The sequence below is a fragment of the Streptomyces sp. NPDC045955 genome (genome assembly GCF_056430805.1).
The window spans coordinates 27,315-42,671 of record NZ_JBWKKY010000024.1 but is presented as its reverse complement, the minus strand read 5'-3'; the positions used below and the strand labels follow the sequence as shown (position 1 = coordinate 42,671).

Genomic DNA, 15,357 nt, shown 5'->3' with positions numbered 1-15,357 from the left:
AGCCCCGCCCACCCGACCGGGAAGCCTCAGACATAACTCCGCGCCGGAGCCGGTCCCAGGGCCGAGGCGATCGCGTCGGCCAGGGGCTCGGTCTCGTTCTCGGTGAGCGTCGAGACGGTGACCCGGATGCCGGGCGGTGCGCTCAGCCGGAAGCGGGCGCCGGGGGCGACGGCCCAGCCGGCGTGCAGCAGCCGGGCGACGGCGCCCGTCTCGTCCGGCACGGGCACCCACACGTTCATACCGCTGCGCCCGTGCGCGACGACACCACGCCGGCCGAGCGCGCCGATCAGCGCGTCCCGGCGCCTCCCGTACGCCGCCGCCACCGCGCCCGTGTCCACCGCCCCGTCGGCCCACAGCCGCACCAGCGCCCGCTGCATCAGCAGGCTCACCCAGCCGGGTGCGAGCCGTTGCCGGCCGCGGACCCGGTCGACGGTGACGGCGTCCCCGGTGAGCAGGGCGAGGCGCAGATCGGGTCCATAGGCCTTGGCGGCCGAGCGTACGAACGCCCAGTGCCGGGTGGCGCCGGCCAGGGAGTGGAGGGGCACGTCGACGATGCCGTGCCCGTGGTCGTCCTCGATGAGGAGGGTCTCCGGGTGCTCGCGGAGCACGGACCGCAGGGCACACGCGCGCCCGGCGCTCACCGCGGCGCCGGTCGGGTTCTGCGCCCGGTCCGTGACGATCAGCGCACGCGCCCCGGACTCCAGCACCCGCCGTACGTCGTCGGCGACGGGTCCCTCGTCGTCGACCCCGACGGGGACGGTCCTGAGCCCGAGCGCCGGCACGAGGTCGAGGGTGCGGCCCCAGCCGGGGTCCTCCACAGCGACGGCGTCTCCGGGTTTGAGGTGGGCGGCGAGCACCCGTTCGACGCCGTCGAGTGCGCCGGAGACCACGGCGAGCGGCCCGTCCGGCACTCCGTCGGCGTCGAGACCGGCGCGGGCCATCCGGGCCAGCTCCGGCTCCAGCGGATCGGCCCCGTACAGCACGGGCGCGCGGTCGCCCTCGGCTGCCGCCGCCGCGAACGCCCCGGCGAGCGGCGGCAGCAGCGCCGGATCCGGATTGCCGTTCGCCACGTCACGCACACCGTCGGGTACGTCCACCCTGATGTGGTCCCGCCCGGTCGTGGCCGGCGCGGCCCGCACCCGACTGCCGCGCCGGCCCGCGGTCTCGATGACCCCGCGCTCGCGCAGGGTCCGGTACGCGGCCGCGACCGTGTTGGGATTCACCCCCAACCGCTCCGCCAACTCCCGCATGGGCGGCAGCAGTTGACCCGGCGACAGCTCACCGCTGCCCACCGCCCGCTCAATGCTCGCGGAAATCTCCGCTGCACGACTCCCACTGATCCGATACTCTCCTAGCACAAAGCTCATTATGCACTAATACAATGGAGAGCACCATGCAGGGGACCACGCAGACGCCGTCGCAGCCCGACGCCTACACCCCGACCGACCGCACCGTCCCCACGCGCGCCGCGCACAAGGCCTCGTACGACAAGGACTTGGTGCACTCGATCCTCGACGAGGCCTACGTCTGCCATCTGGGCTTCGTCCGCGACGGCGCGCCGGTCGTGCTGCCCACCCTGTACGCCCGGACCGGCGAGCGGCTCTATGTGCACGGCTCGACCGGCTCGCGCCCGCTGCGGGAGGCCGGCCAGGCCGACTCGGGTCTCCCGGTCTGCCTGACCGTCACGCACGTGGACGGACTCGTCCTGGCCCGCTCGGCCTTCCACCACTCGATCAACTACCGCTCCGTGGTGGTGCACGGCGTCGCCCATGACGTGACGGACCCCGAGGAGAAGCGGCAGGCCCTGGACGCCCTGGTCGACCAGGTCGTCCAGGGCCGCTCCGCCGACTCGCGGCCGGCCAACAAGAAGGAGCTGGCCGCCACCGCGGTGATCCGCCTGGACCTGGACGAGGTCTCGGCCAAGGTCCGCACCGGCGGCGCGAACGACGAACCCGAGGACCTCGCCCTCCCCCACTGGGCCGGTGTCGTCCCCCTGCGCATGGGCTACGGCACCCCGGTCGCCAACCACGACCTGGCCCCCGGCACCGAACTGCCCGACTACCTGACGGCGCGGTGACGTCACGCCCGGACGTGAGGGGTCGGTGATGTCACACCAGCACCACCGGCTCCCGGGTCCTGGCACCCCGCGCCTCGCCCACGGCGAGCCCCACGACCGAGCCCAGCATCAGCACGGTGCCGGCCAGTGTCGCCCCCGTGAGGTGCTCGCCGAGCAGGACGACGGCGAGCACCGCCGCGCTCACCGGCTCCAGCAGCATGATCACCGACACGGTGGCCGACCGTACGACGGCCGCGCCCGCGAAGTAGAGGCCGTAGGCGAGGGCCGTGGGGACGGCGGCGACGTACGCCATCAGGACCAGGAGCCGGCCGGGCTCCTCGGTGTGCGGCAGCAGCCCCTCGGCCAGGGCGAACGGCAACAGGCACAGGCTCGTGACGGCGAACGCCCCGACGGTCGTCCGGGAGGCGTCGGCCTCGCCGTCGCGACCCCACCGGCGGGTGAGAAGCGTCATCAGGCTGTACCCGGCCGCCGACACCAGCGCGAGCAGGACACCCCACGGGCGCACGGTCGCGCCCCCGCCGCCGAGGACGAGGACCGCGAGTCCGGCGAGGGCACCCGCGACGGCGGCGGTTCCGCCCCGGCCGAGCCGCTCGGCGAGCGTCAGCCGGGCGCCGAGCGCGATCAGCACGGGCCCGGCGCCGAGGGTGACGACCGTGGCGACGGCGAGGCCGGTGGCGGAGACGGCCGCGAAGTAGGCGGTCTGGAACACCGCGAGCCCGAGTCCGGTGACCCCGGCCCGCAACGCCCGTCGGCCGAGCGGTCCGCGTGCGGCGGACCGGGCGCGCGGCCGGAAGAGGCGGACGGCGAGCAGCAGCACGAGACCGGCGGCGCAGCGCCAGAAGGAGAGGGCGACGGGCCCCATGTCGCTGGCCCGGTAGACCAGTGAGGCGGCCGCGCCCGCGGTGCCCCAGGCGGCACCGGCGACGATCAGATAGAGGAGGCCTCGCCCGACGGGCAGGCCGGAGGCAGTGTTCGACACGTGTTCTCTCCGCAGACGCGCACGGCACGCCGCGCGTGATCGGCGGCGGCTGGTGCGCGGAAGTTCGGGAAGGGCCCCGGATCACGTCGGATCAGCGGGGTCCGCGGACTTCGTCTGCGGGCAGCACCGTTCGGCCCGGCGGTGACATGCCGGGCGCGGTTTCCGGAGGGCCCGCCTCAGGCGGCCGGAGGCGGAAGAACGCGTGCGTTCGAAGGCATGATCGGCACCTTATGCGGCCGTTCCGGGCCGGGACAACTTCCTTTCCGGGCCGCCGCTCGCCACCGGCCCTCCGGAACCCTTGGCGGGCGTCGAGGACTGCGCGATGAACGCGCCCACCAGCACGATCACGCCGCCGGCGAGCTGTGGCGCCGACAGGTGCTCGCCGAGGAGGATCCAGGCCAGGACCGTGGCGATGACCGCTTCGAGACAGGCCACGACACCGGCGACCTGCGGGGAGAGCCGGCGCACGGCGAGCACGCCGGTCACGTACGCGACGACCGTGGCGACGAGGACGATCCAGGACAGCAGGGCGACCGCGGGGACGGGCGAGCCGTCCATGCGCGCGGTGCCGGAGAGCGCGGACCAGTCCAGGCTCCAGGGCCGGGCGATGACGGTCAGTACGGCCGCGCCGACGAGCAGGCCGTAGGCGATGACGCCGAGCGGGTCGGGCGCCTCGTCCCCGGCGTCGCCGCCCTGGTCGGAGAGGACGAAGTAGCCGACCTGGCAGCAGGCCGCGCCCAGGGCGAGCAGCAGCCCCAGGGCGTCGAAGCGGAGCCCCGACCACACCTCGACGACACACGCCAGCCCGCCCACCGCGAGGACGACACCGACCGCCGCGGCGCGCGTCACGGGCCGCTGCTGCACGAAGCGCACCCAGCCCAGCACGAGGGCTGGCGCCAGGTACTCGATGAGCAGCGCCACTCCGACGGGAATACGGGAGAGCGAGGCGAAGTAGCAGGCCTGGACGCCGGCGACGGCCAGCAGCCCGAACCCGGCGAGCAGTCCGGGGCGGCGGCGCACCAGCGCGCGGTGGCGCACGGCGAGCGGCAGCATCACCAGGGCCGCCCCGGTCACGCGCAGCCACACCACGTGCAGGGGGTCCAAGCCCGCCTCGATCAGCGGCTTGGCGGCGACACCGGATCCGCCGAAGGCGACCGCGGACAGGAGCGCGAGGCCGAGCCCTACGCCCTTGCCGTGCCCGCTGGGGTTGCTGTGGCTGCTGTCAGACGTACGCACCGGCACATGATGGCAGGCCATGACAGGAGCGTCACCCCCTATGGCACCTGTCTCACTGCCTGGACGGGGCGAGCGGCTCCGCGAAGGCCCGGTCAGTGAGCGGCTTCGCCACCTCGGACGCACTCCTCGGACCCACACTCCTGAGGCCGGTCGCTCCGGCCGTCGATCCTGGCGAGCACCGCGTGCGGATCGATCCCGGCGCGTCGGAGCACCTCGACCGCGCGCGCCTGGGGGTCGAGGACGATCGCCGCGAGCAGATCGACGCCGCGGGCCGGACCGCCGTGCCGCGCGGCGCGTTCGCAGGCGTACTCCATCGAGGCCGCGGCCAGCGGCGAGAGGCCCGCGGTCTCCGTCACGACGGGGACCGCGCCGGAGTCCTCGACGCCGTTCTGCCAGCGCAGGCCGTAGCCGATGCTGCGCTGGACGAGGTAGCCGAGCAGCCGCGCGATCTGCGGCCCGTCACCGAAGACGGCACGCGCCTGCGGGTCGGACTCCAGCAGCGAGTGGAGCAGATGGGCCGTGTCGACCTGCCGGTCCGCATCCCTGACGGCTCTGCGGCGGGCACCGGTGACCACCGATGCCAGCTCGTCACTGAGCCTGGCATCGCGCTCCGCGCGGTTGATGCCGTGCTCATGGGCCGACTGGCGGGGGATACGGGGTTGCACATCCTCCACCTCATCAGTCCCGGACGCCGGGGGCATCCCCGGAGGGGAGCATTTTCGCGTCCCACGGGAAGTGGACATCGCCGGCTGGAATCTCCTCCTTGCGGAGGACATCAGGCTCTTCCGCGCTGCGATCGCAGCGCACCTGACAGTTCGTCAGTATTGAACATTGCGACCGTCGCCGCTACGTTCCGCGACATCCAGCCCGACGTGAAGAGGTGGTCGCATGGCCGAAGTCAGCGCGGAGGCACGCATCGGGGCGCCGGCCGAGAAGGTGTGGGCCAGGCTCACGGACTGGCCCTCGTACAGCGAGTGGAACGCGACCCACACGAGCTTTCCGGAGGGCGGCCCCGACCCCCTCGACGTGGGCGCGACGTTCCGGGAGAACATGCGGCTGATGAGCTTCCCGGCCGAGGTGGAGTGGACTGTCGAGGCACTCGAACCGGCCCGGGTGCTCGCCATCCGCGGCAAGGGCCCGATGGGCGTGACCGTGGCGACGCGCTACACCCTCACGCCCGACGGCGACGCGACGACGGTCCGCATCGACGGCGAGTTCACGGGCGCGACGGTGTCGCTGATGGCGGGCAGGCTCAGGGACTCGGCCACGGCCGCCCTGAACGAGTCGCTGCGCGGACTGGACGGGCTGGTGACCTGACGACGCCCCAGGCGGTCCGGCGCAAGCAGAGGCGCCCCGTGGATCACTCCACGGGGCGCCTGCCCAGCGCCGCGATCGTCAGTCCTCGTCGGCGAGGATCAGATACAGCTTCTTGCGGGCTTCGTTGATGACGCCGAGCGCCTTCTCCCGCTGCTCCTTGCTGCCGGTCTTCCAGACCTGCCCGAAGGCCTCCATGAGACCGAAGCCGGCCTGGCGGATCTCCCCGAGAGCCTCCCAGTCGACCCCGCGGGAGGCCTCCTCCCAGGGCGCCTCGGGTCCTTCTTCGGCCGCGGCGCGACCCGCCTCGGTGAGCGCGAACAGCTTCTTGCCGCCCTCGGACTCACTCGTGATCAGCCCCTCGTCCTCCAGCAGCTGAAGGGTGGGGTACACCGAGCCGGGACTGGGCTTCCACGCCCCGCCGCTGCGCTCGGCGATCTCCTGGATCATCTCGTAGCCGTGCATCGGCCGGTCCTTGAGCAGGGCCAGGATCGAGGCCCGCACGTCACCGCGCCGCGCCCTTCCCCTCGGCCCGCCGCGCCCTCGTCCGCCCCAGGGTCCGGGGCCGAAGCCCGGACCACCGGGCCCGCCCCAGCCCGGACCGCCCGGCCCAAAGGGCCCGAAGGCGGCACGCAGCGCCTCGAATCCGCCCCGGCCACCGTGACGGGGTCCGCCGTGGCCATGTCCGTGCTCGAATCCGTGAGTATGCATCGCAAACACTCTCCATTCCATCGTTGATCTGTCGCGATGCCTCAACGATATATCGCTAGCGGCTCGGTTGGCAAGGTCGTGTCCGTACCGTCCTGACCCGTCTCACTCAATCGAGTCGTTTTCTCAACGAACCGAGTCGTTCGGGCCTCTGTGTCAGCGAAGCTAGTCGCGCGGCTGAGTGCGCTAGGGGTGCTGGATGGCTGTACCGGCTGGGGTGGATCAGGCGGGGCCGTGCATCGAGTTGTCGTAGGTGGACGCGGTGCACGGGCGTCGTCGGCGTCCGCTGCGGGACTGTGTGACGGGCCGGTTCGAGGATGTCGAACCGGTGCGTACGTTTCGCTGGTCGCGCGGTGAGCGTCAGTTCCCGGGCTGGTACCGGTCAGCGACGCCCGGGCGGCACGTCGGCTTTGAGTCGTGGCTGGAACGGGACCGACTGCTGCTGATGGACTTCGATCCGAGCGTGGTGGGGATCGGCTCGCAGCCGTCCTGGCTGCACTGGCATGACGGTGAGCGGGAGCGTCGGCACGCCCCGGACTTCGTGCGCCGCGCGGACGGCTCGGCGGTGGTCGTCGATGTGCGTGCGGACGAGCGGATGGAGCCGAAGGACGCCGAAGCGTTTGAGGTGACTCGCCGAGTCTGCGTCCAGGCCGGGTGGAGGTTCGAGCGGCTGGGGACACCGGACGCGGCGCTGCTCGCGAATGTCCGGTGGCTGTCGCGCTACCGGCACCCACGGTGTCTGCACCACCTGGCGGCTGCCCGGCTCCGGGAGGTCTTCGCAGCCCCGGGACCTCTCATGGTGGGGGCAGACGCAGCCGGGGATCGGCTGTTGACGCTGCCTGTGCTGTTCCACCTCCTCTGGACCCAGGATCTGACCTCCGAGGCGATGACGGTCGAGTTGCTGGGTCCGCGCACGATCGTCCACTCAGCCAACGGAGCTGGCCGGTGACCGGGAAGAGGCGAGTGCCGCAGACGTCCCGCATCGCGGAGTTTCCCGAGGCCGCAGCTGAACAGGCCCGCTGGTGGGAGAGGCACATCCTGGAGGTCTTGCACGGCCTGCCGCCAGATGCTCCAGAAGTGACCAAGCCGCGGCCGGAGTTCGATCCGGGACAACACTCGCTGGCCCAGCGCGAGCGGGCCAAGGCTGCGGAGCTGACGGCAGCCGGGCACCAGGTGTCAGCCAGCGGAATCAAGCAGCGGCGCCAGCGCTACCAGCGCGATGGGCTGGTCGGGCTGGCGAACCGCCGGTCAGCCAAGCAGATGCAGGCCTTCGGCCAGGTCGAGCCCGCCGTGGTGGAGGCCATGCGACAGGCGACTGCCGAGACCGCCGAAGCATCGTCGAGGACGATCGGCTTCATCATCTGGCGGACCAAGCAGATCCTGTCCGACCAGGAGGAGACCACCGGCATTGAACTGCCGTCTCGGGCCACGCTCTATCGGCTGTTCGACAAGCTCGCCACGGGCACCCACGCCACCGGGTCGGCCCGAACCCGCCGCTCGATCGGTGCACGGCCATCTGGGCCATTCGGCGAAGTGCCAGCGAGTGCGCCCGGCGAGCTGATGCAGATCGATTCCACACCGATGGACGTGCTGGTGAGACTGGATGACGGTGTCGCCGAGAAGGTCGAACTGACGGGCATGGTCGACATCGCAACCAGGTCGATCACCGCTGCGGTGCTGCGGCCCTCCACGAAGGCCGCGGACGCCTCCGCGCTGCTGGCTCGCAGCGTTACCCCTGAGGCGATGCGTCCTGGCTGGGCGGAAGCCTTGCGGATGTCCCGGTCAGCCTTGCCGCACCGGCGGCTGCTGAGCATCGACAAGCGCCTGGAGCACGCGGCCGCTCGCCCGGTGATCGTGCCGGAGACGATCGTCTGCGACCACGGCAGCGTCTTCATCTCGCACGCCTTCCGCGCGTCCTGCCGCTCTTTGGGTATCAACCTGCAGCCAGCGCCCAAGGCGACGCCGACCGACAAGGGCACGATCGAGGAGACCCTGGGCTCTGTTGCCACCCTGTTCGCCCAGTTCGTCGCGGGCTACACCGGCTCGACGACAGACCGCCGCGGCCGGGGCTTGGAAGAAGGAACGCTGTGGTCGCTGCCCGAACTTCAGAACCTCCTCGACGAATGGATCATTGCCGTCTGGCAGACCAGGCCCCGGTCACGGGACGCCCCCTTACTGACCTGCAACGAGCACTGATCGACACGCGATGCTGCAACTGTTTCCAACCCCTGCACTCCCGGAGGGTCAAGGGGCGACCCGCACGATGGTGCTCCGACCGCTGCCGCCTGATCGCCCGCCGGAAGCGCGTCCCACTCTCGCCCCAAGGCGCCCGCCGGCACACCGTCCACAGAGCACCCTGCGCCCACTGCGGCACCGTCGTCGAACGCAACCGCCCTTTTCGCTGGTGTTCCGAACCTTGCAGGCATCGCGATCGTCTGCGAAAACTTCTCCCCGCACCTGACCACGAAGAGGTACCGGAGGGTCGGCACCTGGGCTGCCGCGAACAACGTCGAGATCGCCTACACCCCGACCAACAGCTCCTGGCTCAACCGCATCGAGGCCCAGTTCACCGCCCTGCGTTACTTCACGATCGACGGAACCGACCACGCCAGCCACAAGGAGCAGGGCAGCATGATCCGCCGCTACATCATCTGGCGAAACCGCCATGCCGACGACCGGCGCCTACGCGCCGTCGTCGACCGGGCGAACGTCGCCGACTACTCGTCGTCGCGGCACAGGCAGAAAGGATGGCCGGCCGGGTCGAAGAGCACCCGGACGTTCTCCCGTGGTTGGAACTCCGCGATGGTGGCGCCCAGGGCCACCGCCTCGGCGACCGCCGAGTCCAGGTCGCCGACCTGGAAGTCGAAGTGCATCATGGGGCGCTGGTCGCCGTCGGCCGGTGGCCACACCGGAGCCCGATAGCCCTCCGCCTGTTGGAAAACGAAGAACGGTCCTTGCGGTGAGGCAGCCACAATGGCTGTTCCCGGCTCTTCGTGCCCGATCTGCCAATCGAGGAGCTCGGCATAGAACTTCGCCAAACCGCTGGGGTCCGGCGCTTCGATCGTGGTGCCCCACCACATGCCGCCTGTTCGAGATCGCATGCCTGAGCCTATCCGAAACCCCCACACACGCCGTTGGCACCGGAGCGAGTCAGCCCGCGCAACACGACAGGGCGAACGTTGCCTGATGCGGCACTAGCCATGCCGCCCTGGCACTGGAAATCCCATGGCTCTCGACCGTCGAATCAGCCAAGGTGCAGGAGTGCCAGGCGTTCGTCGAGGCCCGGATCGCAGAGATCCGCACCCCTACCGAGCCTGGGCGCCGCACTACGACGTGATCGACATCGAGCAGCCCGTGGTCCGGCGCATCCTGGACGGCCTGCCCGTCGGCACGGCGCTGGACGCGGCCTGCGGCACCGGCCGTCACAGCACCTACCTCGCCGCAGCCCTCCCCCTGGGCTTCCAGGCCCGGCACTGCGAGGAACCCCGCCGTCCGCGCCACTCCCTCGACCCCGGCACCGCCCCGGACCCGCTCCCGACCCAGGTGTCCTGGGACTTGTTGCACCGGTGCCCGGAAGCGTCGGCCGCGGCCCTGGACGAGTCCCCGATCGCGGTCGTCTGGCACTTCCGACTCGACGGCCCCCGGGAGGGCTGAGCAACCCCGACCCCTGGTTCTCCAGGGTTACGGCAAGGACCAGGGGTCCTTCGGCGCGGCAGCGACCCACCGCCGCCTTCGCCGCCTACGGCTGGGCGGCTCCAGCCTCCTCGGGGCGGGGTGCGCAGTCTGCGCCCTGGCCGTACGGGCGCGCCGACAGGCGACTGCGCGGCGTCGGCCTCGGTGAGCGCCCGGCGAGAGGACAGGCTCGTGAGTGAATCGGTCCAGGGCTCGCGAATTGGCCTTGGTCCGCTGCTGCGGCGAGCCTCTAGCGTCGGAGCATGCGGATTCGAATCGTCGACGCCTTCACCGATCGCCCCTTCTCCGGCAACCCGGCCGGGGTCGTTCTTCTGAACGACGCGGACGCCTTCCCGGACGACACCTGGCTCCAGAACGTCGCGCTGGAGGTCAACCACGCCGAGACGGCCTTCGCCCATCCCCTGCCCGAGGGCGGCGAGGCGGACTGGGCGCTGCGCTGGTTCACTCCGGCCACCGAGGTCGCGATGTGCGGCCACGCGACCCTGGCCACCGCCCACGTCCTGCACACCACCGGCACCCACGAGGGATCGGTACGGTTCGCCACCCGCAGCGGCGTCCTCGCCGCCGCTCCCGCCGAGGACGGCTCCGTCACGCTCGACTTCCCGACCGCTCCGCTCACCCGGATCGACCCGCCGGACGGCCTCGCCGAGTCCCTGGGCACCGAGCCGCTCACGGTCCTCGACACCGGCCCGGACGTCGGCGACCTGCTGGTCGAGGTCGCCGACGAGAAGACGGTGCACGGCCTCGTCCCCGACCTCAAGGCCCTCGCCGCCCAGTCCGAGCGCGGCGTCATCGCCACGGCGTGCGCGGACGAACCCGGCCGGGGCTACGACTTCGTCTCACGCTGCTTCTTCCCGAACGTCGGCATCGACGAGGACCCGGTGACCGGCAGCGCCCACACCGCGCTCGCCCCGTTCTGGTCCGAACGCCTCGGCAGCCCCCGCCTCACCGGTCTTCAGGCCTCGCCCCGCTCCGGCCGCGTCCGCACGGAGCTGCGCGGCGACCGCACCCTGCTCTCCGGCAGGGCGGTCACCGTCATCGAGGGCGAGTTGCTGGCCTGAGACGAAGCCCCCCGTCTCCTACGCCGTCGGCAGCCAGCCGACCTTGCCCGCCAGCAGGGCGTAACCCACGAAGGCACCGATGTCGAGCAGCGAGTGGGCCACCACCAGCGGGCCCACCCGGCCCCAGCGTCGGTACAGGTAGACGAACACCACGCCCATGACCATGTTGCCGATGAAGCCGCCGATGCCCTGGTAGAGGTGGTACGAGCCGCGCAGGACCGAGCTGCCCACCAGCGCGGCCATCGGTGTCCAGCCCAGCTGGCCGAGGCGGCGCAGCAGGTAGCCGACGACGATCACTTCCTCCAGCACCGCGTTCTGGATCGCCGAGAGAATCAGCACCGGGTACTTCCACCACACGCCGGGCAGCGCCTCGGGCACCACGGTGAGGTTGAAGCCGAGGCCGCGGGCGGCCAGGTAGAAGGCGATCCCGGTGCTGCCGATGACCGCCGCGATCGTCGCCCCACGGCCGAGGTCGGGCCAGGGGCGGGTGCGGTCGAATCCGATGGTGCGCAGGCCCGCGCCCTCGCGCAGCAGGAAGTGCGCGACGAGCACGACGGGCACGAGGGCCGTCGTGATCCCGAAGAGCTGCCAGGCCAGGTCGAGCCACGGGCGGCCGGGCGCGGCCGAGGCGTTCATCGTGGCCGCCTGGTCCTTCAGCCCGCCGGGCTTGGTGACCGAGCCGATGAAGCTGATCAGGGCGGAGACTCCGCTCGCCCCCAGCGAGAGCGCCAGCACGAGCAGCGTCTCGTTGCGGAGCATCCGCCGCGAGAGCCGCTGCTGGGGAATGGAATCGTCGGCCACCGGGCTCGCCTCCGCCTGCACACCTGCCTCCATTTCACCGACCTGTCGGATCAGTATGAGGGCAGCAGGAGATCGGCCCGGCGGCGCATCAGCCCAGCGGCACCGGCTCCGGCGACCCCACGGGCCAGGTGTGTACCGGCTCCCCCTTGTGCATCAGCTCGCGATAGCGCCGGGTCGTGGCCGCCAGCGCGGCGCCCCTCGGGTGTCCCGCGTCCAGTGCCTTGTGGAAGGTCGCGGCCTGCCAGCTCGCCCCGTTCGTCCTGCGTCGGCACCGCTCCTCGATCACACCCAGGTACAGATCGCGGTCGGCCGGCTCCACGCCCCACGCGTCCAGACCGGCCTCGGCGAGCGGCAGCAGTTCGTCGCGGACCAGGCTCACCGCGTCGACCTGCTGGGTGCCGCCGTAACGGCCGCGCCGGGGCCAGGTGAAACGGGCGTCGATGCCGTCCTTGCACGCGGCGTCGAAGTTGGCGGCGGCGGCCTCGAACGGCAGCCGGGTCCACACCGGCCGGGTCTCTTCGGCGAGGGCCCGGATGAGGCCGTAGTAGAACGCGGCGTTGGCGACGACATCGATGACAGTGGGCCCGGCGGGCAGGACGCGGTTCTCCACGCGCAGGTGGGGGACGCCGTCGGCGATGCCGTAGACCGGGCGGTTCCAGCGGTAGATGGTGCCGTTGTGCAGGACGAGCTCGGCGAGGGACGGTGCGCCGCCCTGGTCGAGCACCTCCAGCGGGTCCTCGTCGTCGCAGATCGGCAGCAGCGCCGGGTAGTAGCGCAGGTTCTCCTCGAACAGGTCGTACGCCGAGGTGATCCAGCGCTCCCCGAACCAGGTGCGCGGCCGGACGCCCTGGGCCTGGAGTTCGGGCGGGCGGGTGTCGGTGGACTGCTGGAACAGCGGGGGCCGCGACTCGCGCCACAGCTCACGGCCGAACAGGAACGGCGAGTTGGCGCCGACGGCGATCTGCGCGGCGGCGACCGCCTGAGCCGCGTTCCACACGTCGGCGAAGCGGGCCGGGGTGACCTGGAGATGCAGTTGCACGGAGGTGCAGGCGGCCTCCGGCGCGATGGACTTGGAGGTGCAGCTGAGGTGCTCCACGCCGGCGATGTCGAGGGTGAACTCCTCGCCGCGGGCGGCCACGATCTGGTCGTTGAGGAGGGTGTAGCGGTCGACGTCGGAGAGGTTCGACGACACCAGGTCGTCCCGGTCGAGGGTCGGCAGAATACCGATCATCACGATTCCGGCGTCGACTTCGCCGGCTTTCCGGTCGGCATATGCCAGTGACGTACGAAGTTCCTCTGCGAGACGATCGAATACCCGACCGCCCAGACGGTGTGGGGGAATGTTGACTTCCAGGTTGAACATGGCGAGTTCTGTTTGGAAATCGCGGCTCGCGATACGCTCCAGGACTTGCGCGTTCAACATCTTCGGCATGCCGTCGGTGCCCGCGAGATTCAACTCGATCTCCAGCCCCATGAGGTTCTTGGGGCGATCGAACCGCTTCTCCGCCAGGAGTCGCTCCAAGCCCGTCAGGCACCGACGGAGCTTGTCGCGGTAGCGCTGGCGATCGGACAGGTCGAACCCGCCTGCCACGACCTTCTCCCCCATCGAAGCGTCCCTCCTCGGAATGATGCGGACCGAAGATCCGGCCGCCGGGGTCCCGGTCAGGAGGAGGATGCCCAGCGAAAGCGATCGATAACGTCCCGGACGGGCCCGTCGCCCGCTACGCTGGTCATGCATGACCGGTGGCACATTCACTCGGCATGACGCAGCGGCCCGGGTTTCGGGGTCGCGCGAACTCGTGAAAAATGCCGACGAGAATAGGCCGACCGCCGCGGGAGCAATCACCGAGGTCACCGCCGTGCACCCCCGCGTGGAATCGGGATAATTCTCGCGTATCGCCGACCGAATGTACCCTTGTTCTACTCACCGGAAACGGCTAGACGAAACATAGTCTCAACCCGTGTCGTATAAACTCCGCGAACAAGGCAGAAGGTTGGCGCCCACGGTCGATGGGTCATGCCGTCGAGGCGATGTTCGGCGGACCCACCCCCCTCTCGTTCTTGAGACCCCGGCCCCTGCCTGTCTGACCCCCGTGAGCTGACAGCGCCGTCCGCCCCCGCCCTCGTGCCACCGTGCCTTTGAACTGAGAGGCGACCCACCATGCCGCTGCATGTCCCCCCGGCTCCCGCGCCCGCACTCCGTTCCGTCCTGACTGCGCTCTCCTCTCCCACCGTGGTCCGCGAGGCCCGAACTCCCTCCCTGCTCCGCGCACAGGGACCCGCCACTCCCGAGCTCCCTCTGCCCGTCCACGTGCTCGACCGCGTGACGGCCGAGGGGGTGTCGGCCACGCGGCTGGCCGGGTGGCGCTTCCTGATCCGCTGCGGCGATCGTGCGGTGGCAGCGGCGGAGACCATGCTCACTCCCGACGGCTGGGCCTTCTCCCGCTTCTTCGAGGGCCCGTACATCGCCTCCACCGAGCGCGCCCTGCGCCAGGCCGAGACGATGCCGCAGCCGTACCAGCCCCGCCTGCTGTCCGTGCCCGGCCTGTACATGCTGACGCTCTGGCTGCACGAGGACTGCACCGCCGACGGTGCCGCCGGCCACCCCGCCGCCACCGACCTGCTCGTCCCACTGGCCCCCGCACCCCCCGGCATCGCGGCCCACCGCCCGCACCGCGTCGCCGAACTGCTCCCGGTCCTGACCCACCGGGTGACTCCCACGCGACTGCTCGGCTCACCCGCCTGAAGCACCGCGCCCTAAGCCCTCAACAAGCCGAAGCCGTCAGCACACCGAAGCTCTCCGCGCCCCGTCGTCGAATTCCGGCGTCGGGGTCGCGCTTTTCGTTCCGCCACTCTTATTCGCTCGCATGAGCGCTCAATAGCTCGTACGAGCCGGAATGGATCACCTGCCCGACCGGACTAGCCCTATTCGGCCCCCACGAACCATCCGAAGTGACAGTCCAGTTGGGATGAACCGTCCGCGCGGGTGATGCGTCATGAACCTGTGAGAAGCGGTGCCGCGAAATCCCTGCGGATCGACGCCCGTGGGGCAACACTGGGTTCCGACGACTTATCACAACGGGGGCGGCCATGAACGACACTTCCAGCCGCGGAACAGACACGACATCCGACTCAGCGATCCCATCCACCACGACACAGCGAGAGATCCCACCCATGTGCCAGCACCAGACTCCGTGCCCGTCAGCCGAATCCGCCGACCGGGAATCCGCCCGTCTCGTGGCGCACCACCCGGAGCAGGGTTGGAGCCTGCTGTGCAACGGCGTGCTGCTCTTCGAGGACACCGGCGAGCTCCTGCCGGACGGCCGGGTCATCGCCCCGCACCGTCCGCTGGCCTCCAGCCAGATCATGACGGCCGCCTGAGGCCGCCGGGCGGCGTGACCTCCCGCCCGCAGACATGAGGGGCCGGCCGCAGGAGACCCTGCGAACCGGCCCCGACGCGTGTCCGGGTGCCGTCACTCACCGTCACA

At 71.0% G+C, this 15,357-nt stretch carries 16 protein-coding genes and 1 pseudogene; 9 read left to right on the top strand and 8 right to left on the bottom strand.

Annotated features, from left to right (window positions below; translation table 11 throughout):
• Nucleotides 1-26: 26 nt before the first annotated feature.
• The gene (locus AC07F0_RS34145) at nt 27-1,358 is read right to left on the bottom strand and encodes an aminotransferase class I/II-fold pyridoxal phosphate-dependent enzyme (RefSeq protein WP_478983803.1); all 1,332 of its coding nucleotides are present in this window, start codon (nt 1,356-1,358) and stop codon (nt 27-29) included.
• A 35-nt stretch (nt 1,359-1,393) separates the two neighbouring features.
• Here AC07F0_RS34145 and AC07F0_RS34140 point away from each other — a divergent pair, with 35 nt between their 5' ends.
• Entirely contained in the window at nt 1,394-2,077 is a 684-nt protein-coding gene (locus AC07F0_RS34140; protein ID WP_478983802.1) for a pyridoxamine 5'-phosphate oxidase family protein, read from the top strand.
• Between the two features lie 31 nt (nt 2,078-2,108).
• Here AC07F0_RS34140 and AC07F0_RS34135 read toward each other — a convergent pair whose 3' ends face one another.
• From AC07F0_RS34135 to AC07F0_RS34125, 3 genes are all read right to left on the bottom strand, one after another.
• Nucleotides 2,109-3,056, bottom strand: coding sequence for a DMT family transporter (locus tag AC07F0_RS34135; protein WP_478983801.1), 948 nt, complete (start codon nt 3,054-3,056; stop codon nt 2,109-2,111).
• A 228-nt stretch (nt 3,057-3,284) separates the two neighbouring features.
• Nucleotides 3,285-4,298, bottom strand: coding sequence for an EamA family transporter (locus AC07F0_RS34130; protein ID WP_478983857.1), 1,014 nt, complete (start codon nt 4,296-4,298; stop codon nt 3,285-3,287).
• A gap of 86 nt (nt 4,299-4,384) precedes the next feature.
• Complete coding sequence (locus AC07F0_RS34125) at nt 4,385-4,957, bottom strand: Clp protease N-terminal domain-containing protein (RefSeq protein WP_436727711.1); 573 nt, start codon at nt 4,955-4,957, stop codon at nt 4,385-4,387.
• 223 nt (nt 4,958-5,180) lie between these two features.
• Between AC07F0_RS34125 and AC07F0_RS34120 the strand changes: the two genes are divergently transcribed.
• On the top strand, nt 5,181-5,609 hold the full coding sequence (locus AC07F0_RS34120) for a type II toxin-antitoxin system Rv0910 family toxin (protein WP_478983800.1): 429 nt from the start codon (nt 5,181-5,183) through the stop codon (nt 5,607-5,609).
• Nucleotides 5,610-5,687: 78 nt separating this feature from the next.
• Here the strand turns inward: AC07F0_RS34120 and AC07F0_RS34115 are convergent, their stop codons facing one another.
• Nucleotides 5,688-6,317 carry a PadR family transcriptional regulator gene (locus AC07F0_RS34115; RefSeq protein WP_436727713.1) on the bottom strand — a complete coding sequence of 210 codons (630 nt, stop codon included), beginning with the start codon at nt 6,315-6,317 and terminating at the stop codon, nt 5,688-5,690.
• A gap of 250 nt (nt 6,318-6,567) precedes the next feature.
• Here AC07F0_RS34115 and AC07F0_RS34110 point away from each other — a divergent pair, with 250 nt between their 5' ends.
• The 3 genes and pseudogenes from AC07F0_RS34110 to AC07F0_RS34100 form a co-directional block, all read left to right on the top strand.
• On the top strand, nt 6,568-7,263 hold the full coding sequence (locus AC07F0_RS34110; RefSeq protein WP_478983799.1) for a TnsA-like heteromeric transposase endonuclease subunit: 696 nt from the start codon (nt 6,568-6,570) through the stop codon (nt 7,261-7,263).
• A gap of 14 nt (nt 7,264-7,277) precedes the next feature.
• Nucleotides 7,278-8,510, top strand: a complete 1,233-nt coding sequence (locus AC07F0_RS34105) for a hypothetical protein (RefSeq protein ID WP_478983798.1) — start codon at nt 7,278-7,280, stop codon at nt 8,508-8,510.
• A gap of 228 nt (nt 8,511-8,738) precedes the next feature.
• Nucleotides 8,739-9,029, top strand: a pseudogene (locus AC07F0_RS34100) (IS630 family transposase); the annotation flags it as partial.
• A gap of 2 nt (nt 9,030-9,031) precedes the next feature.
• Here AC07F0_RS34100 and AC07F0_RS34095 read toward each other — a convergent pair.
• A complete protein-coding gene (locus tag AC07F0_RS34095) occupies nt 9,032-9,394 on the bottom strand; it encodes a VOC family protein (protein ID WP_478983797.1) in 363 nt (120 codons plus the stop codon).
• A gap of 181 nt (nt 9,395-9,575) precedes the next feature.
• On the opposite strand from AC07F0_RS34095, the gene AC07F0_RS34090 reads away from it, so the two are divergent.
• Nucleotides 9,576-9,968: a hypothetical protein gene (locus AC07F0_RS34090; RefSeq protein ID WP_478983796.1), complete on the top strand. Its 393-nt coding sequence runs from the start codon at nt 9,576-9,578 to the stop codon at nt 9,966-9,968.
• 281 nt (nt 9,969-10,249) lie between these two features.
• On the top strand, nt 10,250-11,068 hold the full coding sequence (locus AC07F0_RS34085) for a PhzF family phenazine biosynthesis protein (RefSeq protein ID WP_478983795.1): 819 nt from the start codon (nt 10,250-10,252) through the stop codon (nt 11,066-11,068).
• Nucleotides 11,069-11,086: 18 nt separating this feature from the next.
• On the opposite strand, the gene AC07F0_RS34080 is transcribed toward AC07F0_RS34085, so the two are convergent.
• Nucleotides 11,087-11,890, bottom strand: a complete 804-nt coding sequence (locus AC07F0_RS34080; protein ID WP_478983856.1) for a CPBP family intramembrane glutamic endopeptidase — start codon at nt 11,888-11,890, stop codon at nt 11,087-11,089.
• Nucleotides 11,891-11,957: 67 nt separating this feature from the next.
• The gene (locus AC07F0_RS34075) at nt 11,958-13,475 is read right to left on the bottom strand and encodes a glutamate-cysteine ligase family protein (RefSeq protein WP_478983794.1); all 1,518 of its coding nucleotides are present in this window, start codon (nt 13,473-13,475) and stop codon (nt 11,958-11,960) included.
• Nucleotides 13,476-14,030: 555 nt separating this feature from the next.
• Between AC07F0_RS34075 and AC07F0_RS34070 the strand changes: the two genes are divergently transcribed.
• Nucleotides 14,031-14,615: a hypothetical protein gene (locus AC07F0_RS34070; protein ID WP_478983793.1), complete on the top strand. Its 585-nt coding sequence runs from the start codon at nt 14,031-14,033 to the stop codon at nt 14,613-14,615.
• Between the two features lie 428 nt (nt 14,616-15,043).
• On the top strand, nt 15,044-15,250 hold the full coding sequence (locus AC07F0_RS34065; protein ID WP_397625541.1) for a DUF5999 family protein: 207 nt from the start codon (nt 15,044-15,046) through the stop codon (nt 15,248-15,250).
• Nucleotides 15,251-15,357 lie beyond the last annotated feature (107 nt).